Source organism: Salinispora mooreana (assembly GCF_000379065.1).
Classification (GTDB): Bacteria; Actinomycetota; Actinomycetes; order Mycobacteriales; family Micromonosporaceae; genus Micromonospora; species Micromonospora mooreana.
The window spans coordinates 2,824,492-2,849,120 of record NZ_KB900614.1 but is presented as its reverse complement, the minus strand read 5'-3'; the positions used below and the strand labels follow the sequence as shown (position 1 = coordinate 2,849,120).

Annotated in this window: 26 protein-coding genes, 2 tRNA genes and 1 pseudogene; 16 read left to right on the top strand and 13 right to left on the bottom strand. The window is 71.9% G+C overall.

The features are described 5' to 3' along the window. Window positions 1-62: 62 nt before the first annotated feature. The 5 genes from SALPAC6_RS0113505 to rdgB all read left to right on the top strand — a co-directional run bounded on the left by SALPAC6_RS0113505 (window position 63) and on the right by rdgB (window position 3,772). Complete coding sequence (locus SALPAC6_RS0113505; RefSeq protein WP_018253935.1) at window positions 63-401, top strand: MoaD/ThiS family protein; 339 nt, start codon at window positions 63-65, stop codon at window positions 399-401. A gap of 13 nt (window positions 402-414) precedes the next feature. Next, entirely contained in the window at window positions 415-1,380 is a 966-nt protein-coding gene (locus SALPAC6_RS0113500; protein ID WP_018253934.1) for a PLP-dependent cysteine synthase family protein, read from the top strand. A 168-nt stretch (window positions 1,381-1,548) separates the two neighbouring features. Continuing rightward, window positions 1,549-2,295: an MBL fold metallo-hydrolase gene (locus tag SALPAC6_RS0113495; RefSeq protein ID WP_026189647.1), complete on the top strand. Its 747-nt coding sequence runs from the start codon at window positions 1,549-1,551 to the stop codon at window positions 2,293-2,295. Between the two features lie 87 nt (window positions 2,296-2,382). Next, window positions 2,383-3,108 carry a ribonuclease PH gene (gene rph / locus SALPAC6_RS0113490; RefSeq protein WP_018253932.1) on the top strand — a complete coding sequence of 242 codons (726 nt, stop codon included), beginning with the start codon at window positions 2,383-2,385 and terminating at the stop codon, window positions 3,106-3,108. A 49-nt stretch (window positions 3,109-3,157) separates the two neighbouring features. After that, window positions 3,158-3,772, top strand: a complete 615-nt coding sequence (rdgB, locus tag SALPAC6_RS0113485; RefSeq protein ID WP_018253931.1) for an RdgB/HAM1 family non-canonical purine NTP pyrophosphatase — start codon at window positions 3,158-3,160, stop codon at window positions 3,770-3,772. Window positions 3,773-3,834: 62 nt separating this feature from the next. Here the strand turns inward: rdgB and hutH are convergent, their stop codons facing one another. The 6 genes from hutH to SALPAC6_RS0113455 are packed head-to-tail and all read right to left on the bottom strand — an operon-like array spanning window position 3,835 to window position 11,627. After that, a complete protein-coding gene (gene hutH, locus SALPAC6_RS0113480; RefSeq protein ID WP_018253930.1) occupies window positions 3,835-5,373 on the bottom strand; it encodes a histidine ammonia-lyase in 1,539 nt (512 codons plus the stop codon). After that, window positions 5,361-6,539 carry an imidazolonepropionase gene (hutI, locus tag SALPAC6_RS0113475; RefSeq protein ID WP_018253929.1) on the bottom strand — a complete coding sequence of 393 codons (1,179 nt, stop codon included), beginning with the start codon at window positions 6,537-6,539 and terminating at the stop codon, window positions 5,361-5,363. Before hutI ends, hutH begins: the two co-directional genes overlap by 13 nt. Beyond that, a complete protein-coding gene (locus SALPAC6_RS0113470; RefSeq protein ID WP_018253928.1) occupies window positions 6,536-7,894 on the bottom strand; it encodes a formimidoylglutamate deiminase in 1,359 nt (452 codons plus the stop codon). Before SALPAC6_RS0113470 ends, hutI begins: the two co-directional genes overlap by 4 nt. Continuing rightward, window positions 7,891-9,105 carry an allantoate amidohydrolase gene (locus SALPAC6_RS0113465; RefSeq protein WP_018253927.1) on the bottom strand — a complete coding sequence of 405 codons (1,215 nt, stop codon included), beginning with the start codon at window positions 9,103-9,105 and terminating at the stop codon, window positions 7,891-7,893. The genes SALPAC6_RS0113470 and SALPAC6_RS0113465 overlap by 4 nt, the downstream gene beginning before the upstream one ends. Window positions 9,106-9,115: 10 nt before the next feature. Continuing rightward, entirely contained in the window at window positions 9,116-10,765 is a 1,650-nt protein-coding gene (gene hutU, locus SALPAC6_RS0113460) for a urocanate hydratase (RefSeq protein ID WP_018253926.1), read from the bottom strand. Window positions 10,766-10,775: 10 nt separating this feature from the next. Further along, window positions 10,776-11,627, bottom strand: a complete 852-nt coding sequence (locus tag SALPAC6_RS0113455; protein WP_026189646.1) for a MurR/RpiR family transcriptional regulator — start codon at window positions 11,625-11,627, stop codon at window positions 10,776-10,778. 87 nt (window positions 11,628-11,714) lie between these two features. Here SALPAC6_RS0113455 and SALPAC6_RS0113450 point away from each other — a divergent pair, with 87 nt between their 5' ends. Next, window positions 11,715-12,533: an MOSC domain-containing protein gene (locus tag SALPAC6_RS0113450; protein ID WP_018253924.1), complete on the top strand. Its 819-nt coding sequence runs from the start codon at window positions 11,715-11,717 to the stop codon at window positions 12,531-12,533. A gap of 67 nt (window positions 12,534-12,600) precedes the next feature. On the opposite strand, the gene SALPAC6_RS0113445 is transcribed toward SALPAC6_RS0113450, so the two are convergent. Then, a complete protein-coding gene (locus tag SALPAC6_RS0113445; RefSeq protein ID WP_033666675.1) occupies window positions 12,601-13,143 on the bottom strand; it encodes a GNAT family N-acetyltransferase in 543 nt (180 codons plus the stop codon). A 73-nt stretch (window positions 13,144-13,216) separates the two neighbouring features. On the opposite strand from SALPAC6_RS0113445, the gene SALPAC6_RS0113440 reads away from it, so the two are divergent. Continuing rightward, window positions 13,217-13,633 (top strand): ASCH domain-containing protein, encoded by a 417-nt coding sequence (locus SALPAC6_RS0113440; RefSeq protein WP_018253922.1) that lies wholly within the window; start codon window positions 13,217-13,219, stop codon window positions 13,631-13,633. A gap of 1 nt (window position 13,634) precedes the next feature. On the opposite strand, the gene SALPAC6_RS0113435 is transcribed toward SALPAC6_RS0113440, so the two are convergent. Beyond that, window positions 13,635-13,721: transfer RNA gene (locus SALPAC6_RS0113435), tRNA-Leu, on the bottom strand. Window positions 13,722-13,882: 161 nt separating this feature from the next. Beyond that, window positions 13,883-14,359 (bottom strand): thioredoxin-dependent thiol peroxidase, encoded by a 477-nt coding sequence (gene bcp / locus SALPAC6_RS0113430; protein ID WP_018253921.1) that lies wholly within the window; start codon window positions 14,357-14,359, stop codon window positions 13,883-13,885. A 250-nt stretch (window positions 14,360-14,609) separates the two neighbouring features. On the opposite strand from bcp, the gene SALPAC6_RS0113425 reads away from it, so the two are divergent. From SALPAC6_RS0113425 to SALPAC6_RS0113410, 4 genes are read left to right on the top strand one after another with little or no spacing between them, the layout of a single operon-like run. Then, the gene (locus tag SALPAC6_RS0113425) at window positions 14,610-15,326 is read left to right on the top strand and encodes an energy-coupling factor ABC transporter permease (protein ID WP_018253920.1); all 717 of its coding nucleotides are present in this window, start codon (window positions 14,610-14,612) and stop codon (window positions 15,324-15,326) included. Next, entirely contained in the window at window positions 15,323-15,718 is a 396-nt protein-coding gene (locus SALPAC6_RS0113420) for a PDGLE domain-containing protein (RefSeq protein ID WP_018253919.1), read from the top strand. Before SALPAC6_RS0113425 ends, SALPAC6_RS0113420 begins: the two co-directional genes overlap by 4 nt. Window positions 15,719-15,728: 10 nt before the next feature. Continuing rightward, window positions 15,729-16,499 carry a cobalt ECF transporter T component CbiQ gene (gene cbiQ / locus SALPAC6_RS0113415; RefSeq protein ID WP_018253918.1) on the top strand — a complete coding sequence of 257 codons (771 nt, stop codon included), beginning with the start codon at window positions 15,729-15,731 and terminating at the stop codon, window positions 16,497-16,499. Beyond that, window positions 16,496-17,269, top strand: a complete 774-nt coding sequence (locus SALPAC6_RS0113410; RefSeq protein WP_026189645.1) for an energy-coupling factor ABC transporter ATP-binding protein — start codon at window positions 16,496-16,498, stop codon at window positions 17,267-17,269. Before cbiQ ends, SALPAC6_RS0113410 begins: the two co-directional genes overlap by 4 nt. A gap of 12 nt (window positions 17,270-17,281) precedes the next feature. Here SALPAC6_RS0113410 and SALPAC6_RS0113405 read toward each other — a convergent pair whose 3' ends face one another. Both SALPAC6_RS0113405 and SALPAC6_RS0113400 read right to left on the bottom strand, forming a co-directional pair. Continuing rightward, the gene (locus tag SALPAC6_RS0113405; protein ID WP_018253916.1) at window positions 17,282-17,995 is read right to left on the bottom strand and encodes a DsbA family protein; all 714 of its coding nucleotides are present in this window, start codon (window positions 17,993-17,995) and stop codon (window positions 17,282-17,284) included. Continuing rightward, window positions 17,988-18,512, bottom strand: coding sequence for a MauE/DoxX family redox-associated membrane protein (locus tag SALPAC6_RS0113400; RefSeq protein ID WP_018253915.1), 525 nt, complete (start codon window positions 18,510-18,512; stop codon window positions 17,988-17,990). The genes SALPAC6_RS0113405 and SALPAC6_RS0113400 overlap by 8 nt, the downstream gene beginning before the upstream one ends. A gap of 287 nt (window positions 18,513-18,799) precedes the next feature. Between SALPAC6_RS0113400 and SALPAC6_RS0113395 the strand changes: the two genes are divergently transcribed. The 3 genes from SALPAC6_RS0113395 to SALPAC6_RS0113385 all read left to right on the top strand — a co-directional run bounded on the left by SALPAC6_RS0113395 (window position 18,800) and on the right by SALPAC6_RS0113385 (window position 21,965). Continuing rightward, window positions 18,800-20,464, top strand: a complete 1,665-nt coding sequence (locus SALPAC6_RS0113395; RefSeq protein WP_026189644.1) for a copper resistance CopC/CopD family protein — start codon at window positions 18,800-18,802, stop codon at window positions 20,462-20,464. A 16-nt stretch (window positions 20,465-20,480) separates the two neighbouring features. Continuing rightward, window positions 20,481-21,215 (top strand): YcnI family copper-binding membrane protein, encoded by a 735-nt coding sequence (locus tag SALPAC6_RS0113390; protein ID WP_018253913.1) that lies wholly within the window; start codon window positions 20,481-20,483, stop codon window positions 21,213-21,215. Window positions 21,216-21,317: 102 nt separating this feature from the next. After that, window positions 21,318-21,965 (top strand): hypothetical protein, encoded by a 648-nt coding sequence (locus SALPAC6_RS0113385; protein WP_026189643.1) that lies wholly within the window; start codon window positions 21,318-21,320, stop codon window positions 21,963-21,965. Window positions 21,966-22,087: 122 nt separating this feature from the next. On the opposite strand, the gene SALPAC6_RS0113380 is transcribed toward SALPAC6_RS0113385, so the two are convergent. Beyond that, a complete protein-coding gene (locus tag SALPAC6_RS0113380) occupies window positions 22,088-23,347 on the bottom strand; it encodes a glycosyltransferase 87 family protein (RefSeq protein ID WP_018253911.1) in 1,260 nt (419 codons plus the stop codon). 68 nt (window positions 23,348-23,415) lie between these two features. Between SALPAC6_RS0113380 and orn the strand changes: the two genes are divergently transcribed. Both orn and SALPAC6_RS0113370 read left to right on the top strand, forming a co-directional pair. Continuing rightward, a complete protein-coding gene (orn, locus tag SALPAC6_RS0113375; protein WP_026189642.1) occupies window positions 23,416-24,012 on the top strand; it encodes an oligoribonuclease in 597 nt (198 codons plus the stop codon). A gap of 87 nt (window positions 24,013-24,099) precedes the next feature. Continuing rightward, window positions 24,100-24,172, top strand: a tRNA-His gene (locus tag SALPAC6_RS0113370). Between the two features lie 82 nt (window positions 24,173-24,254). On the opposite strand, the pseudogene SALPAC6_RS30990 reads toward SALPAC6_RS0113370, so the two are convergent. Further along, a pseudogene (locus SALPAC6_RS30990) lies at window positions 24,255-24,629 on the bottom strand (hypothetical protein); the annotation flags it as partial.

Sequence of the window (24,629 nt, the reverse complement as noted above, 5' to 3'; positions counted from 1 at the left end):
GCGGTAACACCCCACCACGTCCCGTCACCATTTCGGCATTCCCGATCAAGGAGCATCGCATCATGGCCATCGAAGTTCGCATCCCCACCATCCTGCGCAGCCACACCGGCGGTGCGAAGATCGTCGAGGGTGCCGGCGACACGCTGGGCGCTCTCTTCGCCGACCTGGACAGCCGGCACGACGGGCTGAGGGGCCGTCTGGTGACCGACACCGGCGCGCTACACCGGTTCGTGAACGTCTACGTCAACGACGAGGATGTCCGCTTCCTTGGTGCGCTGGAGGCAAAGCTCAACGACGGCGACAGCGTGACCATCCTGCCGGCCGTCGCGGGTGGGGCCCTCGGCTCCGCCGTGGTAGCCGCTCCCCGCGGCCGGCACGCCGGGTCGCCACCCGTCCGCTGAGGGCGCGACCACCGTGGCGCGCTACGACAGTCTGCTCGACGCCTGCGGCGGAACGCCCCTGGTCGGGCTGCCCCGGCTCGCACCGGCGGTTCCCGCTGGGGCGCCGCCGGTGCGGCTCTGGGCGAAGCTGGAGGACCGTAACCCGACCGGCAGCGTCAAGGACCGGGCCGCGCTGTTCATGGTCCGCGCGGCCGAGGAGGCGGGCCGGCTCCGGCCGGGTGCCACGATCTTTGAGCCCACCAGCGGGAACACCGGTATCGCGTTGGCCATGGTGGCGAAGCTGCGCGGGTACCGGCTGGTGTGTGTGCTGCCGGAGAATGTCTCCACCGAACGGGTGCAGCTGCTGCGCATGTACGGTGCGGAGATCATCTTTTCGCCCGCCGCGGGTGGCTCGAACCAGGCCGTCGCCACCGCCAAGCAGATCGCTGCCGAGCACCCTGACTGGGTCCTGCTGTACCAGTACGGCAACGAGGCCAACGCGAAGGCCCACTACCTGACCACCGGCCCGGAGCTGCTTCAGGACCTACCCACGATCACCCATTTCGTGGCCGGGCTCGGCACCACGGGCACGCTGATGGGCACCGGCCGATACCTGCGCGAGAAGGTGGCGGGGGTCCAGGTCGTGGCCGCCGAGCCGCGCTACGGCGAGCTGGTGTACGGGTTGCGTAACATCGACGAGGGGTTCGTTCCGGAGCTGTACGACGCCTCGGTGCTCACCCGGCGCTTCTCGGTCGGTAGCCGGGACGCCGTGCTGCGGACCCGTCAGTTGGTCGAGGTGGAGGGGCTCTTCGCCGGGCTCTCCACCGGTGCGATCCTGCATGCGGCGCTGGCGGTGGCGCACGAGGCGGTCCGGGAGGGGCGCAGCGCCGACGTGGCCTTCGTGGTCGCCGACGCCGGTTGGAAGTACCTCTCGACCGGAGCGTACGACGGCACTCTGGCCGAGGCTGAAGAGGCGCTGGAGGGGCAGCTCTGGGCCTGACCCACCAACCGGGACGGTGTCACGTTCGTGACATCTTCCCGCGGATGATTCATGCGTTCGGGTAACCGAGCGTAGGCTGCGCAGCGTGGCGCACACGGCGGTTGGAACGATGCTCCGCGGAGAGGCAACCGACCCAGACACTACAGAATGCGACAGTGAGACGACTCAATGCGACTAACGGTGTTGGGTTGCGCCGGGAGCTTCCCCGGCCCGGACTCCCCCTGCTCGGCCTATCTGGTCGAGGCTGCGGGCTTCCGGCTCCTGGTCGACTTCGGTTCCGGGTCGCTGTCGACCCTCCAGCGTTACGTGGGGCTCCACGCTCCCGACGCCGTCCTCCTCACCCACCTGCACGGCGACCACTTCCTCGACGCCGTGCTCTACGTGGTGGTCCGCCGGTACGCCCCGGACGGCCCCTATCCGCCGCTGCCGGTGTACGGCCCGGCGGGCACACCGGAGCGGCTCACCGCCCTCGGTGGAGCGCAGGACGGCACCGTCGAGGATGTGTACCAGTTCGCTGCCCTGACCCCGGGGACCTTCCCGATCGGCCCGCTGACCGTCACCGTCGACCGGGTCAACCACCCGATCGAGACGTACGGGGTCCGGCTGGAACACAACGGTCGGGTGCTCTGCTACTCCTCCGACACCGCCCCCTGCGACGCGCTGCTTCAGCTGGCCCAGGGAGCCGACGTGTTTCTCTGCGAGGCGAGTTACCTCGACGGGGTGGACAACCCGCCGGATCTGCACCTGACCGGCGGGGAGGCCGGCGAAGTCGCCACCAAGGCCGGCGTCGGGCGGCTGCTGCTGACCCACCTCGTGGCGGCCTGGGGCAGCGAGGCGGACACCGTCGCCGCCGCCGCCGCTGCCTACGCCGGCCCGCTCGAGGTGGTCCGGCCGGGCGCGCGCTACGAGGTCTGACCGCGCGGTCCGGCCCGAACTCCGGCGGGCCGAGCCGACCGGGACACCCCGGGGCGGGCCGCCCTCGCCACCACATAGGGTGCAGACATGGCGCGACCTGACGGGCGGCTGCCCGACCACCTCCGACCGGTGACCCTGACCCGCGGCTGGAGCACCCACCCTGAGGGCTCTGTGCTGGTGGAGTTCGGTGCCACCCGGGTGCTCTGCACCGCGAGCGTCACCGAGGGGGTGCCCCGCTGGCGCAAGGGCTCCGGGCTCGGCTGGGTCACCGCCGAGTACGCCATGCTGCCCCGCGCCACCAACACCCGCTCCGACCGGGAGAGTGTCAAGGGGCGGGTCGGCGGGCGTACCCACGAGATTTCCCGGTTGATCGGCCGTAGCCTACGCGCGTCGATCGATCTGAAGGCGCTGGGCGAGAACTCCATCGTGCTCGACTGCGACGTGCTCCAGGCCGACGGCGGCACCCGTACCGCCGCGATCACCGGCGCGTATGTGGCGCTGCACGACGCGGTGACCTGGCTCGCCTCCCGCCGTTCCCTCGCCGGTCGGCCGGAGACGGTGATGCACCGCTCGGTGGCGGCGGTGAGCGTCGGCGTCGTCGCCGGTGAGCCGCGGCTGGACCTCAACTACGCCGAGGATGCGACCGCCGAGGTCGACCTGAACGTGGTCTGCACCGGCGCTGGTGACTTCGTTGAGGTGCAGGGTACCGGTGAGGCGGGCGTCTTCAGCCGTGGACAGCTCGACTCCCTGCTCGACCTGGCCGTCGCCGGCTGTGTGGAGTTGGCCGAAGCCCAGCGGAAGGCGCTCTCGTGAGGGCGGCTCCGCTGCCGGCTTCCGCGGTCGTGAACGAAGGTGACTCAGCATGAACAAGGTCCTGCTCGCCACCCGAAACCGAAAGAAGCTCATCGAGCTGCAACGCATCCTCGACGGCGCCCTGGGCGTGCACCGGATCGCCCTGATCGGCCTCGACGATGTCGAGGCCTATCCGGAGCTGCCGGAGACCGGCCTGACGTTCGGGGAGAACGCACTGATCAAGGCTCGGGAGGGGTGCCGGCGCACCGGGTTGCCCACCATCGCCGACGACTCCGGTCTGGCGGTGGAGGCGCTCAACGGCATGCCCGGTGTCTTCAGTGCCCGCTGGGCCGGCCAGCACGGTGATGACCACGCCAACCTGCAGCTGGTGCTGAACCAGATCGCCGACGTGCCGGACGAGCATCGCGGTGCGTCCTTCGTCTGCACGGTGGCCCTGGCGCTGCCCGGCGGCAAGGAGCACCTGGTTGACGGCCGCCAGCCCGGTCGCCTGCTGCGGGAGCCGCACGGCGACGGTGGCTTCGGCTACGACCCGATCTTTCGGGGCGATGGGCAGGACCGGACGAACGCCGAGCTGACACCGGCGGAGAAGGATGCGATCAGCCACCGTGGCAAGGCGCTGCGCGAACTGGCGAAGCTGATCGCCAAGGTGTTGCCGCCTAACTGACCTGCCGTACCCGGGCAGCGGCTACCGAGGTCGGCAGCCGCTGCCCGGCACGAGCAGGAGGGTCAGGCCAGCTTCCCGACCTCACGTTCGATCGCCGCCCGAAGCTCTGGGCCGGCAATCACCGTACGGGCGGTCTCCAGCACCGGAGCGAGGAAGATGTCCGGGCCGGGCTCTCCGGCGACCCCGGCCAACGCGGCGATGGCGGCCCGTCCGGCCGGCGACGGTGGTAGCGGTGCCCGGAGCTGGAGCCCGCGGACCGCGGCGAGGAGCTCGACCGCGAGCAGACTGGTCAGGTTGTCCAGGACGGTCCGCAGCTTCTTGGTCGCCGCCCAGCCCATCGAGACGTGGTCTTCCTGCATACCGCTGGTGGGCAGGGAGTCCACCGAGGCGGGGGCGGCGAGTCGGCGGTTCTCCGCGACGATGCCGGCCGCCGTGTACTGGGCGATCATCAGCCCGGAGTTGACCCCGGCGTCGGGGGAGAGGAACGCCGGCAGGTCCCGGGAGCGGGTCACGTCGAGCAGCCGGTCCACCCGCCGCTCGGCGATCGCGCCGACCTCGGCGGCGGCGACAGCGAGGAAGTCCGCGGCGAAGCCGAGCGGCGCGCCGTGGAAGTTCCCGGTCGACTCGACCCGGCCGTCCGGCAGGACCACCGGGTTGTCCACCACCGAGGCCAGTTCCCGGCCCGCCACCTGCCGGGCGAAGTCCAGGGTGTCCCGGGCCGCGCCGGCGACCTGCGGCGCGCACCGCATCGAGTAGGCGTCCTGTACCGCGTGCACCACGTCGTCGCGGTGTGACGCCATCACCGCCGAGTCCTGGAGCAGGCGGTGGATGTTCGCCGCCGAGGTGGCCTGACCGGGGTGCGGCCGGATGGTGTGCAGCTCGGGCTGGAACGGCCGGTCCGTGCCGAGCATCGCCTCGATGGCCAGGGCGGCCGTCACGTCGGCCAGGGTGAACAGGTGCGCGGCGTCGTGGTTGGCCATCAACAGCATGCCGAGCATGCCGTCGGTGCCGTTGATCAGTGCCAGCCCTTCCTTGGCGGCCAGCTCGATCGGCGTGATACCGGCCCGGCGCAGCGCCTCGCTGGCCGGGATCCGGTCACCGGCCGGGCCCAGCACCCAACCCTCGCCGAGGAGCGCCAGCGCGCAGTGCGCCAGCGGCGCCAGGTCGCCGGAGGCCCCCAGCGACCCGTGCTCGGGCACCCACGGGGTGACATCGTGGTTGAGCAGGTCCACCAGTGCGGTGGCGACCAGCGGCCGGACTCCGGAGCGGCCGAACGCGAGGGAACGGACGCGCAGCAGCATCATCGCCCGCACCACCTCGCGGGGCATGGCGGTCCCCACCCCGGCGGCGTGCGAACGGATCAGCGCGTGCTGCAGCTCCGCCCGCCGCTGTGGGGCGACGAAGGTGTTGGCGAGGGCCCCGAAGCCGGTGCTCACGCCGTATACCGGCTGGCCGGCCGCCTCGATCCCGTCCACGACGGACCGGCTGGCGGCCATCGCGTCGATCGCCGTCGGGTCGAGGACGACCTTGGCGTTGCCACGGACGACGGCGAGCACGTCGGCGGGGGTGATTCCGGTTGGCTGAATGACTACGGTCGACATTGCGGTACTCCGTTGTGCAGGACCTGGCGGATCAGTGGAATCCCCGGCCGGTAGGCCAGGTGCAGGTGAGACGGGGCGTCGAGGATCATCAGGTCGGCCCGGGCACCGGGCGTCAGCCGACCCACGTCGGTGCGGCGCAGCGCCGCGGCGCCGCCGGCGGTCGCCGCCCAGACCGCCTCGGAGGGGCTCATCCGCATCTCCCGGACGGCCAGCGCGATGCAGAACGGCACCGACGAGGTGTACGACGACCCGGGGTTGCAGTCGGTGGCCAGCGCCACGGTCACGCCCGCGTCGAGCAGCCGCCGGGCGTCCGGGTAGGGCGAGCGGGTGGAGAACTCCGCCCCCGGCAACAGGGTGGCAACGGTCGCTCCGTCGGCCCCGACGAGCGCGTCAACGTCGGCGTCGGTGAGGTGGGTGCAGTGGTCAACGCTGGCCACCCCCAGCTCCACCCCGAGCTGGACCCCCGGGCCCGGACCAAGCTGGTTGGCGTGCAGCCGGGTGCCCAGCCCGGCGGCCTGCCCACGGGTCAGGATCGTGCGGGTGTGGTCGGCGTCGAAGGCGCCCCGCTCACAGAAGACATCCACCCAGCGGGCGTGCGGCGCGGCGGCGGCGAGCATCGGGCCGCAGATCAGGTCGACGTAGTCGTCCGGCCGGTCGGCGTACTCGGCGGGGACGACGTGCGCCCCGAGAAAGGTGGTCTCCGAGCTCACCTCGGTGGCGATCCGCAGCGACCGGGCCTCGTCAACGACGGTGAGGCCGTACCCGCTCTTGATCTCGATGGTGGTGGTGCCCTGCCGCAGCGCCTCCGCGTGTAGCCGGCGGGCCGTGGCGCGTAGCTCGTCGTCGGTGGCGGCCCGGGTCGCGCCGACCGTGGTGCGGATACCGCCGCCGGTGTACGGCTCGCCGGCCATCCGGGCGGCGAACTCGACCGCTCGATCCCCGGCGAAGACCAGGTGGGCGTGGCTGTCCACGAAGCCGGGTAGCACGGCCGCTGACTCGGCGTCGATGCGTTGGTCGGCGGCGGGCGCACCCCTGCTCGGCCCGACCCAGGCCACCACGCCGTCCTCGATGAGCACGGCGGCGTCGCGGCGGATGCCCAGCGGCCCCTCCCCGGCGGTGGTGTTGGTGACCAGTTCTCCGATGTTGTCCAGCAGCAGGCTACTCATGGCGCTCCGGTCACCTCCGCGATCGACGTGGCCAGCTCGGCGGGGACGTCAACGGTGCGGTGCCGTCCGTCCTGCACCACCACCTGGCCATCCACCACCACCTGGTGGACATCCCCCGCGGTGGCGGCGAAGAACGCACCAGCCGCCGGTACCCCCGCGGTCCGCGGGCTGTCCAGCCGGAGGGTGACCAGGTCGGCCCGGTCGCCCGCGGCCAGCCGGCCGGCGTCGCCCCAGCCGAGGGCGGCGTGCCCGGCGGAGGTGGCCGCGGTGACCAGCTCGCCGACGGTGAAGTGGCCGCGCTGCCGGGTACGCAGCCGCTCGTCCAGCTCCACCGCGCGCGCCTCCTCGAAGATGTCCACCACCGCGTGGCTGTCGCTGCCGAGACTCAGTGGGCTGCCGGCGTTGGCCAGCCGGCGGGCCGGTCCGATCCCGTCGGCGAGGTCCCGCTCGGTGGTGGGGCAGAGGCAGACCCCGGCGCGGCTCTCCCCGAGCAGGACCACGTCCGAGGTGGTGGGGTGGGTGGCGTGCACGGCGGTGGTGTGCTGGTCGAGGACTCCCCGGTCGGCCAGCAGCCGGGTGGGGCTGCAGCCGTGCTCGGCCCGGCAGGCATCGTTCTCGGCCGGCTGCTCGGATAGGTGCAGGTGCAGCGGGACGCCCCGCTCGCGCGCCGAACCGGCCACCGTCGCCAGCTGGTCGGCGGGCACGGCACGCACCGAGTGGATCGCCGCGCCCACCCGTACGTGCGCGTCGGTGGGGTGCAACGCCGCTGCCCGCTCCGCCCAGCGCAGGGCGTCGCCATCGCCGAAGCGTCGCTGCGGCCCGGCCAGCGGCTCGCCGGCCACGGTGGCGGTCAGGTAGCAGGCGTCCAGCAGGGTCAGCCGGATCCCGGCGTGCGCCGCCGCCTCGACCAGGGCGGCCCCCATCGCGTTCGGGTCGGCGTACGGGGTGCCGTCCGGGCCGTGGTGCAGGTAGTGGAACTCGCCGACGCAGGTGATCCCGGCCAGCGCCATCTCCGCGTACGTGGCGCGGGCGAGCGCGAGGTAGCTCTCCGGGTCCAGCCGGGCGGACACCTCGTACATCCGGTCCCGCCAGGTCCAGAAGTCGCCGAGACCGCCGTGGGTGCGGCCGCGTAACGCGCGGTGGAAGGCGTGCGAGTGCGCGTTGGCCAGCCCCGGCAGGGTCAGCCCGGGCAGGCGGACCGCGTCGGCGAGGACCTCGACCCCGGCGGTGGGCCGGCCCCCGGCGGCCAGCGGGGTGACCCCGGTGATCCGGCCGGCAGCGGTCTCGATCAGCACGTCCGGAGTCGGCTCGGGCTGCTCGGGTAGCCACGCGTACTCGGCCAGCCAGCGGGTCATGTCAGCTCCTCCAGCACGGCGGCGAGGGCTTGCACCCCGGCCGCGCAGTCGTCGTCGTTCGCCGACTCCGCGGGGGAGTGCGACACCCCGGTGGGGTTGCGGACGAAGAGCATCGCGGTGGGCAGGTGCCCGGCCAGCACGCCGGCGTCGTGCCCGGCCCCGGTCGGCAGCACCGGCGCGTCGAGCAACCGGGCGAGCCGGTTGGCCAGCCCGCCGTCGAACGCGACGAGGGGCGTGGCCGACTCCTCGGTCAGCCGCAACTCGGTGCCGTCGCGTCGGGCTCGCTCGGCGGCCCGGTCATGGACCGCCTCGACCAGCCCGGCGAGGGTCTCCGGTTCGGCGGCGCGGGCGTCCAGCCAGCCGGTCACCGCAGACGGGATGGCGTTGGTGGCGTTCGGCTCCACCCGTACCCGGCCGATCGTGGCGTGGGCGCCGAGCCGTCGGGCCTCCTTGTTGGCGGCGAGCACCGTGAACGCGTACGTGAGCATCGGGTCGCGGCGGTCCATCATCCGGGTCGTACCCGCGTGGTTTCCCTCGCCGGTGAAGTCGAAACGCCACCGGCCGTGCGGCCAGATCGCGCTGGCGACGGCGACCGGCGCGGCCTGCTCGACCAGGGCCCGGCCCTGCTCGACGTGGAGCTCGACGAAGGCGGCGAAGCGGCCGAGCAGCTCCGGCCGGGCACCGGCCGGCGGGCCGCCCAGCGCCTCGGCGAAGCTCACCCCGGCCGGGTCGCACAGCTCGGCCGCCCGCTCGGCCGGCAGCGCGCCGGTGAGCAGCCGAGACCCCAGACACGGTACGCCGAACCGGGCGCCCTCCTCCTCCACGAAGGCGGCGACCGCGATGGGCCGGGTGGGGGTGGTGCCGGCGGCACGTAGCTCGTCCACGGCGAGGAAGGCGCTGACGATGCCGAGCGGCCCGTCGTACGCCCCGCCGTGCGGTACCGAGTCGAAGTGGCTGCCGGTGAGCACCGCGTTCCCCGCCTCCGGGGCGCCCCACCAGGCGAAGAGGTTGCCGTTGCCGTCGTCGGTCACCGGCATGTCGCGCTGGTCGGCCTGGGCCCGGAACCACTCCCGCAGCCGCAGCTCCGGGTCGGTCAGCGCGTACCGCAGGTACCCGCCGCTACGGTCGTCCCGGCCGATCGGCGCGATCTCGTCCCAGAGCCGCCGGAACCTGGGCGGAAGGGAGCTTTCCACCACCGGATGCGTCAACACGGAGCTCTCCTTACGCCGTCGCCATCGGGATGTGCAGGCCGGTGTGCTCGGCGACCTGCCGGGCGTCGTCGTAGCCGGCGTCAACGTGCCGTACGACGCCCATCGCCGGGTCGTTGGTGAGGACTCGTTCGATCTTCTGCCCGGCGAGGGCGGTGCCGTCGGCGACGCAGACCTGGCCGGCGTGGATGGAGCGGCCGATCCCGACCCCGCCACCGTGGTGGAGGGAGACCCAGGAGGCTCCGCTGGCGGTGTTCACCAGGGCGTTGAGCAGCGGCCAGTCGGCGATCGCGTCGGAGCCGTCGGCCATCGCCTCGGTCTCCCGGTATGGGCTGGCGACGCTACCGCAGTCCAGGTGATCCCGGCCGATGACCACCGGCGCGGAGAGCTCTCCGGCGGCGACCATCTCGTTGAACCGTACCCCGGCCCGGTCCCGTTCGCCGTAGCCGAGCCAGCAGATCCGAGCCGGCAGCCCCTGGAACGCCACCCGGTCGCCGGCCATCCGGATCCATCGGGCCAGCTGCTCGTTCTCCGGGAAGAGTTCGAGGATGGCCCGGTCGGTGGCGGCGATGTCGGCCGGGTCGCCGGAGAGCGCCGCCCACCGGAACGGGCCCTTGCCCGCGCAGAACAGCGGCCGGATGTAGGCGGGCACGAATCCCGGGAAGTCGAAGGCGCGGGTGTAGCCACCGAGTCGTGCCTCGCCGCGGATCGAGTTGCCGTAGTCGAAGACCTCGGCGCCCGCGTCGAGGAAGCCGACCATCGCCTCGACGTGTCGGGCCATCGACGCGCGGGCCCGGTCGGTGAACTCGGCCGGCTTGGCCGCCGCGTAGTCGCGGGCGTCGGCCAGCTCAACCCCTTCCGGCAGGTACGACAGCGGGTCGTGGGCGCTGGTCTGGTCGGTGACCACGTCCACCGGGACGCCTCGGCGCAGCAGCTCGGGGAATACGGTGGCCGCGTTGCCGACCACGCCGATGCTGCGCGCCCGCCGTTCGCTGCGGGCGGCGGTTGCCCGCTGCACCGCGTCGTCGAGTGAGTCGGCGACCTCGTCCAGGTAGCGCTCGCGTACCCGGCGTTCGAGGCGGGAGCGGTCAACGTCCACGATCAGGCAGGCACCGCCGTTCATGGTCACGGCGAGTGGCTGGGCCCCACCCATCCCACCGCAGCCGGCGGTCAGCGTCAGCGTGCCGGCCAGCGACCCACCGAACCGCTTCGCGGCGACGGCCGCGAACGTCTCGTAGGTGCCCTGGAGGATGCCCTGGGTGCCGATGTAGATCCACGATCCGGCGGTCATCTGCCCGTACATGGTCAGGCCGAGCTGTTCCAGCCGGCGGAACTCCGGCCAGGTGGCCCAGTCGCCGACCAGGTTGGAGTTGGCCAGCAGCACCCGCGGCGCCCACTCGTGGGTCCGCATCACCGCGACCGGCCGGCCGGACTGCACCAGCATCGTCTCGTCGTCGCGCAGCTCGGTGAGAGTGGTCAACAACGCGCGGTACGACGGCCAGTCCCGCGCGGCCTTCCCGGTCCCGCCGTAGACGACCAGGTCTTCGGGGCGTTCGGCCACCTCCGGGTCGAGGTTGTTCATCAGCATCCGCCGTGCGGCTTCCTGGGGCCAACCCCGGGCGGTGCGGGTGGTGCCGCGGGCGGCGCGGATCGGCTGGGTCATGAGGAACCTCCTAACCAAGGAACAACTGACGACGGGCGGCAGAGGCCTCGAACGCCTCCAACCGTCGTTGGGTTTGAACGGGTGCGGCGTCGCAGATCGCCTGGAGTAGCACCATGGCCAGGGTCATCGGTGCGGTGTGTAGGTCGAACACGAGCTGTGCGCCGACGGCGGCGGGAAGCAGCACGTCGGCGTGCTCGCCGGCCGGGCTGACCGGCGAGTCGGTGATGGCGACGACGGTCAGGCCCGCCGTCCGGGCCTCGCGCAGGGCGTCGAGGGCCTCCCGGGGGTAGCGGGGCAGCACGAGGGCGAGCAGGGCGGTCGCACCGGCCTCGGCGGCCTGTTCGATCCGGTCGGTGAGCAGGCTGCCGCCGTCGTCGAGGACCCGTACGTCCGGGAGCACCTTGGCGGCGAAGTAGGCGAAGTAGGCGGCCAGCGGCGCGGCGGCGCGGAGGCCGAGCACCGGCAGCGGGTGGCTGGCGGCGAGGAGCCGGCCGGCGGCGGCGACGCGGTCCCGGTCGGCGAACTGGTCGGCGAGCCGGTCCAGGTTCTCGATCTCGGCGCGTACCGCCTGCTGGAGTTCGTTGTCCGGGTTCGGTCGTTCGTCGCGGGGTGCCGCGGTCAGCTCCCGGAGACGGCGGCGCAGGGTGGGGTAGCCGTCGTGGCCGAGGGCCATCGCGAAGCGGGTCACCGAGGGTTGACTCACCCCGGCCAACTCGGCGACCTCCGCCGCCGACAGGTACGCCACCGCCGGGCCCTGCTGGACGAGGCAGTGCGCGATCCGTCGCTGGGTCGGGGTGAGCCGAACCCCGCGGAACAGGTCCAGCACCCGGTCACCCGGGGGCACGACGGATCTTTCATTCATGTTTCGACCTTATGTATATTAACTTTCATCGGCAACCGGGGCTGCTGCGGCCGGCCTCGGGCGGGGTACGAGTGGCAGGGTGGGTCGATGCGGCTGAGCGCTATTCACACCTACCCCGTCAAAGGGTGTCGGCGGCGGGACCACGATGCCGCCCCGGTGCTGCCCTGGGGCCTGGCCGGCGACCGGCGCTGGATGCTCGTAGACGCGGCGGGCATCGGCATCACCCAACGCCAGGTCAGCAGCCTCGTCGCGCTGCGCGCGGTGGCCCGAGCCGGGGGTCTCACCCTGCGTGCCGCCGGCCACCCCGACCTCGATGTCGCGGAGCCGGTGGACGGTGTCCCGATCGCCGTGCGTACCTTCCGCAGCCGCAAGCTGGACGTGCGGGCGCACACCGCCGGTTCGGCCGCCGAGACCTGGGTCAGCCGGTTCCTCGGCCGCCCGGCCCGCCTGGTGTGGTTGGCCCGGCCGGCCCGTCACATCGCCGCCGCCGACCGCGAGCATGACCCAGGTGACCAGGTCACCTTCGCCGACGAGGCCCCGATCTTGCTCGCCAGCACCGCCTCGCTCGACGCGCTCAACGGATGGCTGGCCGAGGCCGGCGAGCCGCCGGTGCCGATGACCCGCTTCCGCCCGAACCTCGTGGTCACCGGAGCGCAGGCCTGGGCGGAGGACGACTGGGTCGCCCGCCCGGTGCGCATCGGCGGTGTCACCTTCCGCGCCGCTGGCCCGGCTGATCGTTGTGTGGTCACCACCACCGACCAGGAGACCGGGGTCCGGGGGAAGGAGCCGCTGGTCACCCTTGGCCGCTACCGCAAGGTGCGGCAGAAGCTTCTCTTCGGGCTGCGGATGGTGCCCGTCGAGACCGGTCGGGTCGCCGTCGGCGACGAGGTCGTGCCCGCCGAGTGACCGCAGCGGGTCAGGCCAGGCCGCAGCTCATTCCCGGGCCCGCAGCTCATTCCCGGGGCTTCGTTCATCACTCGGGCCGGTCGGTGCTCAGATCGAGCCACATGTAGAGCTCGTCCCGATCATCTCCCGCCGCCACCCGCAGCGCGCCCGGCAACCGCCCCACCTCGCGGTAGCCGAGGCGCCGGTAGAAGCGGTCCAGCCCCAACCCGTCCCGGACGGTGATCTGGAGCGCGGCGAGCCCCCACCGGCGGCCGATGCGCTCCGCCGCGCGCATCAGATCCAGGCCGTAGCCCTCGCCCTGACAGTCCGGGTGGACCATGACCCGGGTGAGGACCCGGTAGTGGGTCTTCAGGTGAAACCGGTTGTCGGTGAAAATCGCCATCGTGACGAGTTGGTCGCCGGCGTAGCCGAGGAGTAGCCGGTCCGGGCCGTCGGCGACCGCCGCGAGGGTCGGGTCGGCAATGGTCCGCACCTCGGCGGCGGTGACCGGCGCGACGAAACCCACCGCGCCACCGGCGTTGGTGACGTCAACCCAGAGCGCGACGATGTCCGCGCGGAGCTCGGGCGTCAGGTCGGGGTCGAGCACGAACCGGAGGGCCACGCTGCTCATCCTGACCGGTCGGGTAGGACCACCGCCCGAAAAGTGACGAGCCCGACGGGGCCAACCAGGTTAGGGTCCGCCCATGATCGCAGAGCTGCCACCGTTCGAGTTCGCCTTCCCCGGTCCGTTGCGGGACAAGCTGGTCGCCGCGGTGCTCGCGGGGACCAAGACCACCACGACCGGCCTGCGCCAGGACTACGAGATCGAAGGGGAAGCGCTGCCGGTCGCGGGCACCCGGGCGGCGGTGATCGATTCTGCTGGTCGCCGGGTGGCCGTGATCGAGCTGACCGAGGTGCGGGTCAGCCGGCTCGGCGACGTGGACCTGGACCACGCCCGGGACGAGGGCGAGGGGTTCGACTCGGTCGCCGCCTGGCGAGCGGGGCACGAGAAGTACTGGCACGGAGCGGACTATCGAGGGTGGGTCGGCGATCCGGGCTTCACCGTGGACGACGACACGCTGGCCGTGCTGGAGCGGTTCCGGCTGGTGGAGACCCTCTGAGTGGTGCGGGAGGGGGGACTCGAACCCCCACGTCCTCTCGGACACAGGCTCCTAAGACCTGCGCGGCTGCCAATTACGCCACTCCCGCTTGCCGGGAAGAGTCTAGAGCCTCCGGCGGCGGGCCTGCGCCCCGCCCGGGTGGTCAGCTCGGCGCGCCGACGATAACCATCCGGGGACGCGGGCGCGCGGCCCGGCGGGCGTCGGTTCAGTCCAGGCCGAGATCGCGACGGAGCTTGGCGACGTGGCCGGTCAGTCCAGGCCGAGATCGCGACGGAGCTTGGCGACGTGGCCGGTCGCCCGGACGTTGTAGAACGCCCGCTCGATGCGCCCGTCGGCGTCGATGACGAACGTCGAGCGGATGACCCCGGTGACCGTCCTGCCGTACGACTGCTTCTCGCCGTACGCCCCGTACGCGGCGAGCACCGCCCGGTCGGTGTCGGAGACGAGCGGGAACGTGATGGCGTCCCGTTCGCGGAACGTGGCCAGCTTCTCCGGCTTGTCCGGGGAGATGCCGACCACCTCGTAGCCGGCGGCCTGGAGCGAGGCGAGGGAGTCGCGGAAGTCGCAGGCCTGCTTGGTGCAGCCGGGGGTCATCGCGGCCGGGTAGGCGTAGAGCAGCACCTTGCGGCCGCGGAGGTCGGCCAGCGCGAGCTGGTCGCCGCTGTCGGTGGGGAGGGTGAAGTCGGGGGCGGTGTCGCCGGGGGAGAGGCGGGCTGGCGCGGTCATGGCTGCGACCCTACCGCCGCGCCAGCTCCTGGTTCGCTTCGGTGACCCCGGTGGCGTGGCGCTCGGCTCTCCGGCGAGGAGCGCGTCCGGTCGGCAACTTCGTCTCCCGTCGGCAACCTCGTTCGTCGCTGGTAGCGACGGCGACGTGACCGACATCATCTCTTGTTGCCAAGGATTGGCAACAGCAGAGCTCGCCTAATAACCTGATGCGGTGGCGTGGACAGACCCGCCGGACACATGGGGAGGTCGCGTGGAGAACCTGGCGATGCACATCTCCAACGGGATCATCAACGGTCCCGTCGCCGCGATCTTCGCGGTGATCGCACTGGCGGCGATGGCGCTCTGCGTCCAGCGCGGCCGGCAACACCTGGACGATCGGCTGGCACCGATGGCCGGCCTGGTCGCCGCCTTCATCTTCGCCGTGCAGATGATCAACTTCCCGATCTTCACCGCCGGGATCAGCGGCCACCTGCTCGGTGGTGCGCTCGCCGCGTTGCTGGTGGGGCCGTGGGTCGGCGCGCTCTGCGTGGCCGTCGTGCTGACCGTGCAGGCGCTGGTCTTCGGCGACGGCGGCGTGGCGATGCTCGGTCTCAACATCACCAACCTGGCGATCATTGGCACCGCCGCCGCGTACCTGCTGATCGTCGCGCTGCTGCGGGTGCTGCCGCGTACGCCGGCCGGGCTCGCCGTGACGGCGTTCGTCTCGGCGCTGGTCAGCGTCGTGGCTGCGGCGCTGGGCTTCGTCCTCCAGTACCAACTCGGTGGCGCCGTCGATCTCGGCGACAACATCGCCGGCCTGGCCGGCACGATCGCCGTCACGCACCTGCTGATCGGCATCGGTGAGGGCCTGATCACCGCGATGACGGTGCTGACCGTCGCGAAGGCCCGACCCGACCTTGTGTATGCGCTGCGCGCCCGCGGACCGGTCGCGCCGACCCCCATCCCGGCTGTTGGAGGTGCCCGGTGAGGAAACGGACTTGGGGCTTCATCGCCAGCGGACTGCTGGTCTCCCTCCTGCTGGCCGGCGTGGTGAGTGGCTTCGCGTCGGCCGACCCGGACGGGCTGGAGTCCGCACTGCGGGAGGGCTGCACCGTTGACGCGGAGGGCACGGTCACCGGCGGTGACTGTCCGGCGCAGCGGGAACAGGAGCACGAGATCGGCGGCCCGCTGGCCGACTACGGCGTCACCGGCATCGCTGACGACGCCCTCGCCACCGGGCTCTCCGGCGTCGTCGGCGTGCTGCTGACCTTCGCCCTGGCCGGGGGCGGGTTCTGGCTGGTCCGTCGCCGGGCCGGGCAGCAGGCCACCGGGGATGGCGACGCGGCGGCGCAGCCGTCCTCCGCCGCCGGAGTGGGCTGAGGAGCGGGCCGTGGGCGCCGGGCACACCCAGCTGCTCTACCACTGCTCCGACTCACCGGTGCACCGGCTGCCCCCCGAGGTGAAGATCGCGGCGATGGTGGCCTTCACCCTCGCCGTGGTCGCCACCCCCCGGGAGGCACTCTGGGCCTTCGGCGGCTACGCCGTGCTGGTGGCGCTGGTCGCGGCGGTGGCCCGGGTTCGGCCCGGCTGGCTGCTGCGCCGGTCGCTGATCGAGCTGCCGTTCGTACTGTTCGCGTTCGCCCTGCCGTTCCTCGGCGCGGGCGAGCGGACCGAACTCCTCGGCCTGTCGGTCTCCGTGGACGGGCTGTACGGGGCGTGGAACGTCCTCGCCAAGGGCACCCTGGGCGTCCTGGCGTCGTTGCTGCTGGCCGCGACCACCAGCACCCGGGACCTGATCGTCGGGTTGGACCGGCTGCGCTGCCCGCAGCTGCTCACCCAGATCGCCGCCTTCATGCTGCGCTACCTGGAGGTGCTGGTCGGTGAGGTTCGGCGGATGCGGGTGGCCCGCCTGTCCCGGGGAGACGATCCGCGCTTCGTGTGGCAGCTGCGGGGGTTCGCGACCGGGGTGGGGGCGCTGTTCCTGCGCGCCTACGAGCGGGGGGAGCGGGTGTACCTGGCGATGCTGTCCCGGGGCTACACCGGGCGGATGCCCCAGGTGTGGCAGGGCACGGCGGCGGCGACCGCCGGGCAGTGGCTGCTCGCCTCGACCGTCCCCGCCGTAGCGGCCGGCGTCGCCGCCACCGCACTGGTCCTGACATGATCGGAGGCGTGCAGCCGATGACGCCCCCGAGCCTCGACGTGCGCGATGTGCACTACGCCTACCCGGACGGGCATGCGGCGCTGCGCGGCGTGGAGCTGACCGTGCCCCGCGGCGACCGGGTGGCGCTGCTCGGGCCGAACGGTGCTGGGAAGACCACCCTGGTGCTGCACCTCAACGGCATTCTCACCCCCACCGCCGGGAGTGTGACCGTCGGCGGGCTGACCGTCCGCCCGGACCGGTCGACCCTGGCCGAGGTGCGCCGGCGGGTGGGCATCGTCTTTCAGGACCCGGACGACCAGCTCTTCCTGCCCACCGTCGCCGAGGACGTGGCGTTCGGCCCGGCCAACCTGGGGCTGCGCGGCGCCGAGCTGACGACCCGGGTGGACGAGGCGCTTGCCGCGGTCGGGATGAGCGAGCACCGGGACCGCGCCCCGCACCACCTGTCGTTCGGGCAGCGTCGCCGGGTCGCGGTGGCGACGGTGCTCGCCATGCACCCGGAGATCCTGGTGCTGGACGAGCCGTCGTCCAACCTCGACCCGGCCGCCCGGCGCGAACTGGCCGAGATCCTGCGGGCCCTGCCGGTGACCCTGCTGATGGTCACCCACGATCTGCCGTACGCGCTGGAGCTCTGCGAACGCTCGGTCATCCTGGACGCCGGCCGGCTCGTCGCCGACGGCCCCACCGGGGAGATCCTGGCAGACGAGGCGCTGCTCGCCCGGCACCGCCTCGAGCTGCCCTACGGATTCACGCCCCGTCCGACGCCCCACTGATCCGGGTACGGATCAGCTGGCGGCCTCCACCGCGGCCCGGATGCTCTCCGGCGTCCAATCGGCTACCGGCTCCCCGTTGACCAGGACCGTCGGCGTACCGGAGACGTTCGCCCGGCTGGACTCCTCGGTCACGTGCTTGGTCCAGGACAGATAGGTGCCGTCCTTGACACAGGAGCCGAAGCTGTCCTGATCCAGGCCGACCCCGACGCCGAGGTCGATCAGCTCGTCGTTGTTGAGCTGGGCGCCGTCCTCGGCCGGCTGCTGCGCAAAGAGCGCCTCGCTGAACTCGCGGAACTTCCCGCCGGCCGAGGCGCAGCCCGCGGCGGCGGAGGAGCGGGTCGAGTACTGGGTGGTGGAGCGACTGTCCAGGATCGCCACCGGGTGGAAGACCACCTGCGCCTTGCCCTCGTCCGCGAGCTGGTCAACGGTCTCGCCGCTGATCTCCTGGAACTGCTTGCAGGCCGGGCAGAGGTAGTCCTCGTACAGGTCGATGGTGACCGGCCCGGAGCCGTACACGATGCCGGTGCCGGCGTCGTTGGCGCCCGGTGGCGGGGTGAACTCGCCGGCGCGCTGCTCGGAGTAGACGGCCCAGCCGACGAAGCCGGCGATCACCAGCACGAAGACGGCGGTCACCGACACCCACAGCGTCCGCTTGCGCCGCCGCTCCTGGGCCAGCTGCTCCCGGACCACCCGGGCGGCCTCCTTGCGGCCCTTCCGACTACTCATCCTCGTCCTCCACTGCGCGTTCGCCCAGCAACCAGCCGTCCACCGAGAACGGGGTGCGGGGCCAGATCAACAGGAACCCGGCCAATGCCAGGAATCCCAGGTCCCGGAGGATCTCCGGGAGGTAGCTTGGGGTCTCCCCCGCGGCCAGCTCGCCGCCGATGCCGAAACAGCCGCAGTCGATGCTCAACCCGCGCGTCCAGGCCGAGACGATGCCGGCAATGAAGACCAGCAGCAACGCCACGGACACTCCGGCAGTCAGCCGGGTCGCCAACCCGAGCAGCACGAGTACGCCGAGGGCCAGTTCGAGGAAGGGCAGCACGGCACCGACCACGACCGACACGTCGTACGGGAAGATCTGGTACGCGTGTACCGCTCGGCCGGAGGCGGCGAGGTCCCCAACCTTGGAGGCGCCGGCGAGGAGCCAGACCGCGGCCAGGCCGAATCGGACGGCGAGGCCGATCCAGGGGCGGACGACCCGCCAGCGGGGAAAGCGGCTGTGCGATGTGGTCACGCTCATGTGGTCGCTCCTCGCCCCCGGCCCGTTCCCGGGCTCCACCGATCCACGCCACGCCAACGGCGGGACCAGCGGATGCGGTGTCGCGCGGGGCCCAGGATCATGACAGTCCAGGCTACGCGGAGCGAGCGGTGACGGTAGGGACCTTTGTCCCCAGATGGGGTTTGCCACGTCGGGAACTTTTTCCGGGCGCGGACCGACTACCCACTCGGTACGGGGTGGAACGGCCCGGTCGCGGGTCACCCGCCGACCCAGGTCCGGTTGGGCATCAGGGAGCGTTCTGGGTGAGCATGACGGGTATGAGTGTCGTCCTCCGCCGCTGGACCGCCCGGCTCACCGCGGCCGGTGGTCTCCTGATCGCCCTCGTTGCCCTACTGGTCGCCCCGGCTGGCCCGGCCAGCGCCCACGCGGTGCTGGTGAGTAGCAGCCCGGCCTCGTCGGCGGTGGTGCCGGACGCGCCCACCGAGGTGGTCCTCACCTTCAGTGAGTCGGTCCGCAAGGTGCCGGGCAAGACCCGGGTCATCGCGCCGGACGGGTCGCGGGCTGATCGGGGCGAGCCCAGCTTCGACGGTACCGTCGTCGCGATACCGGTCGACCCGAACTCCGGTCGCGGTACCTACCTGGTCAGCTTTCGGGTGATCTCGGCCGACAGTCATCCGGTCTCCGGCGCGTTCACCTACTCCGTCGGTGCCCCGTCAACACCCCCGGTCGATACCGGCAGCGACAGCCGCGCCGACCCGGTGGTGAGCGCCGGAATCAAGGTCGGCAAGTATCTCGGCTACGTCGGCTTGCTGCTCCTGGTCGGCCCGGTGCTGGTTCTCGCCCTGCTCTGGCCCCGCCGGCTGTCCCGTCGCGGCCCCGCCCGGTTGGCGTGGACCGGCCTGGGCCTGCTGGCGTTCGCCACCCTGGCGACGGGCTGGCTCCAGGTCCCCTACACCAACGGTGGCGGCGTCTTCGATGTCACGGGTGCGGGCCTGAGCACGGTGCTGGGTAGCGCCTTCGGCGCCGCGCATCTGGTCCGACTCGGCCTCCTCGCGGCGGCGGCGTTCGTGCTCCGACCGGTGCTGGCCGGCCCGGTCGGCCGGACCGACCTGGTGATCCTGGGTGTCCTCGGCGGTGCGGCCCTGTTGACCTGGCCCCTCTCCGGGCATCCGGCGGTCTCCCCGGCCCCGGTGGTATCGGTCGCGCTTGACGCGGTGCACCTGGGCGGCATGGCGGTCTGGCTCGGCGGTCTGGTGATGCTCGTCGGCTTCCTGCTGCGCCAGGCCGACGAGGGGGAGCTGACCGCCATCCTGCCGATCTGGTCCCGTTGGGCGGCGCTCTCCGTCTCCGCGTTGCTCGTCGCCGGGGTCGTGCAGGCGCTGATCGAGGCCGCCTCCTTCGCGGCCCTCGTCGACACCCTGTACGGTCGGCTGCTGCTTGGCAAGATCGGGCTCTTCGCTCTGGTGGTCGCGGTGGCCGCGTACTCCCGGACCCTGGTGCGTCGGCGGAGGGCGGCCGAGCGGCCCGCGCCGGTGCGGCGGGCGATCATGGTCGAGCTGGCGATCACCGCCGTGCTGCTCGGGCTGGCGGCGGCGCTGGTCCAGACCACGCCGGCACGGACCGCGGTCGCCGACACCGCCCAGTCCAGCAGCGGCTACTTCTCGACGACCCTGACCAGTTCGTTGTACTCGTTGCAGGTCGAGGTGGACCCGGCCAAGCGCGGCAACAACTCGGTCCACTTCTACGCCTACACCCCGGACAACCGACCCCAGCCGGTGGCGGAATGGCGGGCCACCATCGAGCTGCCGGCGGCGGGAATCGAACCGATCGAGGTGCCGTTGCTGCCACTGACCGACAACCACGCGACCGGCGAGATCAACCTGCCCGCGGCCGGGGATTGGCAGCTACGGGTGACCGTCCGCACGTCTGAGATCGACCAGGCCACGGTGGCGACCACCGTGGCCGTCCAATAGGAAAGGGTTCCACTTGATGATCCGTCACCGGCGCAGCTTCACCACTGCCCTCCTCGCGCTCGGCGCGGTCGCCGCTGCCGTGTTCGGCTCCGCCGGGCCCGCCGCGGCGCACATCACGGTCGACCCGAAGGAGGCAACCCAGGGCGGGTACGGCCGCTTCGCCTTCCGGGTGCCGAACGAGAGTGACACCGAGTCCACCACCAAGGTGGAGATCTTCCTGCCGGAGAACGCTCCGCTCGGGTCGGTCTCGACGATGCTGGTCCCGGGCTGGACGGCGGAGGTGGAGAAGCGCACGCTCGACCAGCCGGTGGAGGTACACGGCAGCCAGATCACCGAGGCGGTAGCGAAGATCACCTGGACGGCGCAGCCCGAGGCCGCTATCGGGCCGGGCACGTTCCAGGAGTTCCCGGTCTCGGTGGGGCCGCTACCCACGGTCGACACGATGATCTTCAAGGCGTTGCAGACCTACTCGGACGGCGCGATCGTGCGGTGGATCGACGAGCCGACCACCGACGGCGTGGAGCCGGCGGCACCGGCCCCGGTGCTGGAGCTGGCCGGCACCGAGGACGCCGATTCGGCAGCCCAGGACAGCACACCGGCCGCGGCGGATGAGCCGGCGGATGACGCGGCGGCGGGGGACGGGCTGGCCGTCGGTCTCGGCGTCGCCGGCCTGGTCGCCGGCCTGGGCGGCCTGGTGCTGGGTGGGCTGGCCTTCACCCGCTCCCGGCGTGAGCCCGCGCCGAAGGCCTGACCCGCAGCGCCTTTCCCGGCGATGGCCGTGGATATCCCCTGTTTGGGCGCTTCGGGTCGGTAAGGTCGTCCGGGTGCTCGACTACGGAGAGGGGTGAAGTCGGTGCGCTTCGTGCGGGTGATCGCCGGGGTGTTGTTGTTGGTCACCGGGATTCCGGTGCTGCTCGGTGGGGCCGCGCTCGGCGCTGACCTGACCCTGGACCTCCGCGCCGAGCTGCGGGAGGGCTGGGTCGCGCCGGTCACCGTCGCCCTCCTGGTCGGCGGGATGCTGCTGGTGTCGGGGGCCCTGGCGCTGTTGCTGCGACCGGTTCGCCCCCGGGAGGTGGTCTTCGTGGTCGAGCCGGATCAGGTGCCGCTCCTCGCCGGCCGGCTGGGGGTGACCTCGCTCAGTGGGCTCGGTGCACCCACCGCCCGAGCGGGGGAGCAGTCGGTCGGCGCACGAGACGGCAGCCGGCTCGACGCGTCGGCCCGGCAACTCGTGGCGGTCGGCGTCTTCGGTGAGCGAACCCGCCCGATGCCCCGTCCCGCCGGGGAGCGCACGGTCGGCCCGGTGGGACGCCGACGAGTCGCGGAGGCCGGCTCGGCAGGGCGCCGACGAGTCGCGGAGGCCAGCCCGGCCTGGCCGCTCAACGAGCCCGCCGGCACCACGAAGACGTCGTCGGTGGCGACGGAGGCCGACCCGCCGGCTGATTCCGGCCGGCTGCCGGCGCGGCGGCTGCGGCCGTCTGCTCCATCGGACTCGGCGCGGTAGCGGCTCGGAGCCGCGGTAGCGGGGAGCACGAGGGACGGCCCTCCGTGCTGCCGACACGGAGGGCCGTCCCGCACCGGGGGATCGGTGCTACCGAAACGTCATTTACGTTCCCTGACGTCAGATTAGCGCGCTGTGGGTATCTCGTGAAGAGTGTCCGATTGAATCGGTCTGCTGCGGATCGGTAGAGTTGCCAGCAGCACCAGCCCCAGCAGCACATACACGTTGCGATCCACGAAGTCGGCGAGCGTGTCGGTGGGCACCGGGGCGGTATCCCAATTCTGGAACGTCACCACCCCGTACACGATGATCATGGTGACGCCGACGGCGAGCAGCCACAGCCGGCGGCGCGTACTGCCCGGCCTCGCGCCGAGCGCCGCGTCCACCAGCACCACGACGGCCGGCACGAACCAGTAGATGTGATGGGGCCAGGTAATCGGGCTGATCAGCGCACCAACCAGGCCGGTGAGAGTGAGGCCGGTCAGCGCGTCGCCGGCGCGGGCCGCCCGGGCCGCCCGCCACAGCCCGTACCCGGCGACCACCGCGACCAGCGCGAGCCACAGGAGTCGGTCCGGCTCCTGGGGCACGGTGAGGCGGTGGATCAGACCGAGCAGCGACTGGTTGCCGGTGTAGTCGGTGCGGCCGACCCGGTCGGTTGCCCACAGCTCGTGCGTCCAGTAGCGCCACGACTCCAGCGGCAGGACAGCCGCGGCGAGCAGCGTCGCTCCCGCCGCCGTCGCGCTCGCCACCGCTGCCGCCCGCCACTGCCGGGCGGCCAGCAGATAGACGATGAAGATGCCCGGGTACAGCTTGAGTGCCGTCGCCAGCCCCACCCCCACCCCGGCCCAACGTCCGTTCCGCGGCACGGCGAACAGCAGGTCCGCCAGGATCAACACCACCAACAGCATGTTGATCTGCCCGAAGGTGATGGTCTCCCGGGTGCTCTCCACAGCGAGTACGAGCAGCACCGCCACGGTGAGGGTGAAGAGGCGCGGCAGGTGGTGCCGGGCGATCACCGGGTCAACCAGCCACCGGGTGGTCACCATCACCGCCAGCACGGTCAGCACCGTGAAGATCGTCACGGTGGTGCCCAACCGGAGCAGCGCGAAGGGCGACAGCAGCAGCGCGCCGAGCGGTGGGTAGGTGAAGTACAGCTCGCCCTGCACCGGATCCGGCTGGACGTAGTCGTAGAGCGGTTCGCCCGTGGCCCACCAGTTCATCGCCGACATGTAGATCTTCAGGTCGAAGAAGTCGTGCTTACGCCCATTTAGGTAGAGTGCGGGCAGCACGGCGGCGATAGCCAGAACCGTGATGATCCGACGCGCCGTCCGCCCGCTGGTGTCGTCCTCGACGACGACGGGAGGGGAGACGGGTTCGGCTGGCACTAGAGAACCCTAACGGTCGCGGTGCCGCCAGATGCGCGGCGCGCGGGTCGCTGGGCTGCGCGTAGGCTGTGCCGGTGGCAGATCTACTCGTCTGGATCGACTGTGAAATGACCGGCCTGGACCTCGGCGGCGACAAGCTGATCGAAGTCGCTGCGCTCGTCACCGACCCCGATCTCAACGTGCTCGGTGAGGGCGTCGACGTGGTGATCCACGCTGACGAGGCGGCGCTGGGGAAGATGCCCGAGATCGTGGCGACGATGCACGCCAAGTCCGGGCTCACCGAGGAGGTCCGCCGCTCCACGGTCGGGCTCGCCGAGGCGGAGGAGATGGTCCTCGACTACATCACCAGCCACGTGAAGGACCCCCGTACCGCCCCGCTCTGCGGCAACTCGATCGCCACCGACCGGGGTTTCATCGCCCGGGACATGCCCCGGCTGGACAATCACCTGCACTACCGCATGATCGACGTCTCCTCGATCAAGGAGCTCTGCCGGCGCTGGTACCCCCGGGTGTACTTCAGTCAGCCGCAGAAGGGCCTGGCGCACCGGGCGTTGGCCGATGTGCGCGAGAGCATCCGGGAGCTCGAGTACTACCGACGGACACTCTTCGTGCCGCTGCCGGGGCCGGACGTGGAGAGCGCCAAGGCGATCGCCGCAAAGCTGTAGCCGCAGGGTCGAACCCGCTGGACGCGGTGGTGCGGGTTGCGGCTATTATTGGTCGCGCCGTCAGGATGATCCCTGGTGCGGCGGATGGTGGCTGTAGCTCAGTTGGCAGAGCACCGGGTTGTGGTCCCGGTTGTCGTGGGTTCAATTCCCATCAGTCACCCGGAAGGTGGAGCTACTCCACCGCAGCTCAGGCCCCCTCCACGGAGGGGGCCTGAGTCGTTGTAGGGGAAATATAGGGGAACTCAACCTCGGCCGTCGGTCCTGCGGCGCATGATCCCGTCGGCGTAGCCCTCCGCGTAGGTGGCCCGGACGGTTTCCTCGGCCTCGGCGGCGAGCTGTTCGCGAAGGTGGACCTCCAGCAGGCGCCGATCGACTACCACCGTCCGCCTGCGGGCGTCCGTCCGGGAAAGTTCACCCAGGACGAACTCCCGGCGCCGCGACTCCAGGTCGTGGCCCATCACGTCGATGGCGTCTCAGCAGTGCCGGACTTCGTTCCGGAGCCACGCGTTCTCCTGCCGGAGGCGTCGGTTTTCCTGCTGGTAGAGGCGTTCGCGCTTGCTGGTCATTGCGCGCTGGTAGGCGGCGGTGGCGGCGTGTGCCGCGCGGGCGACCAGTGG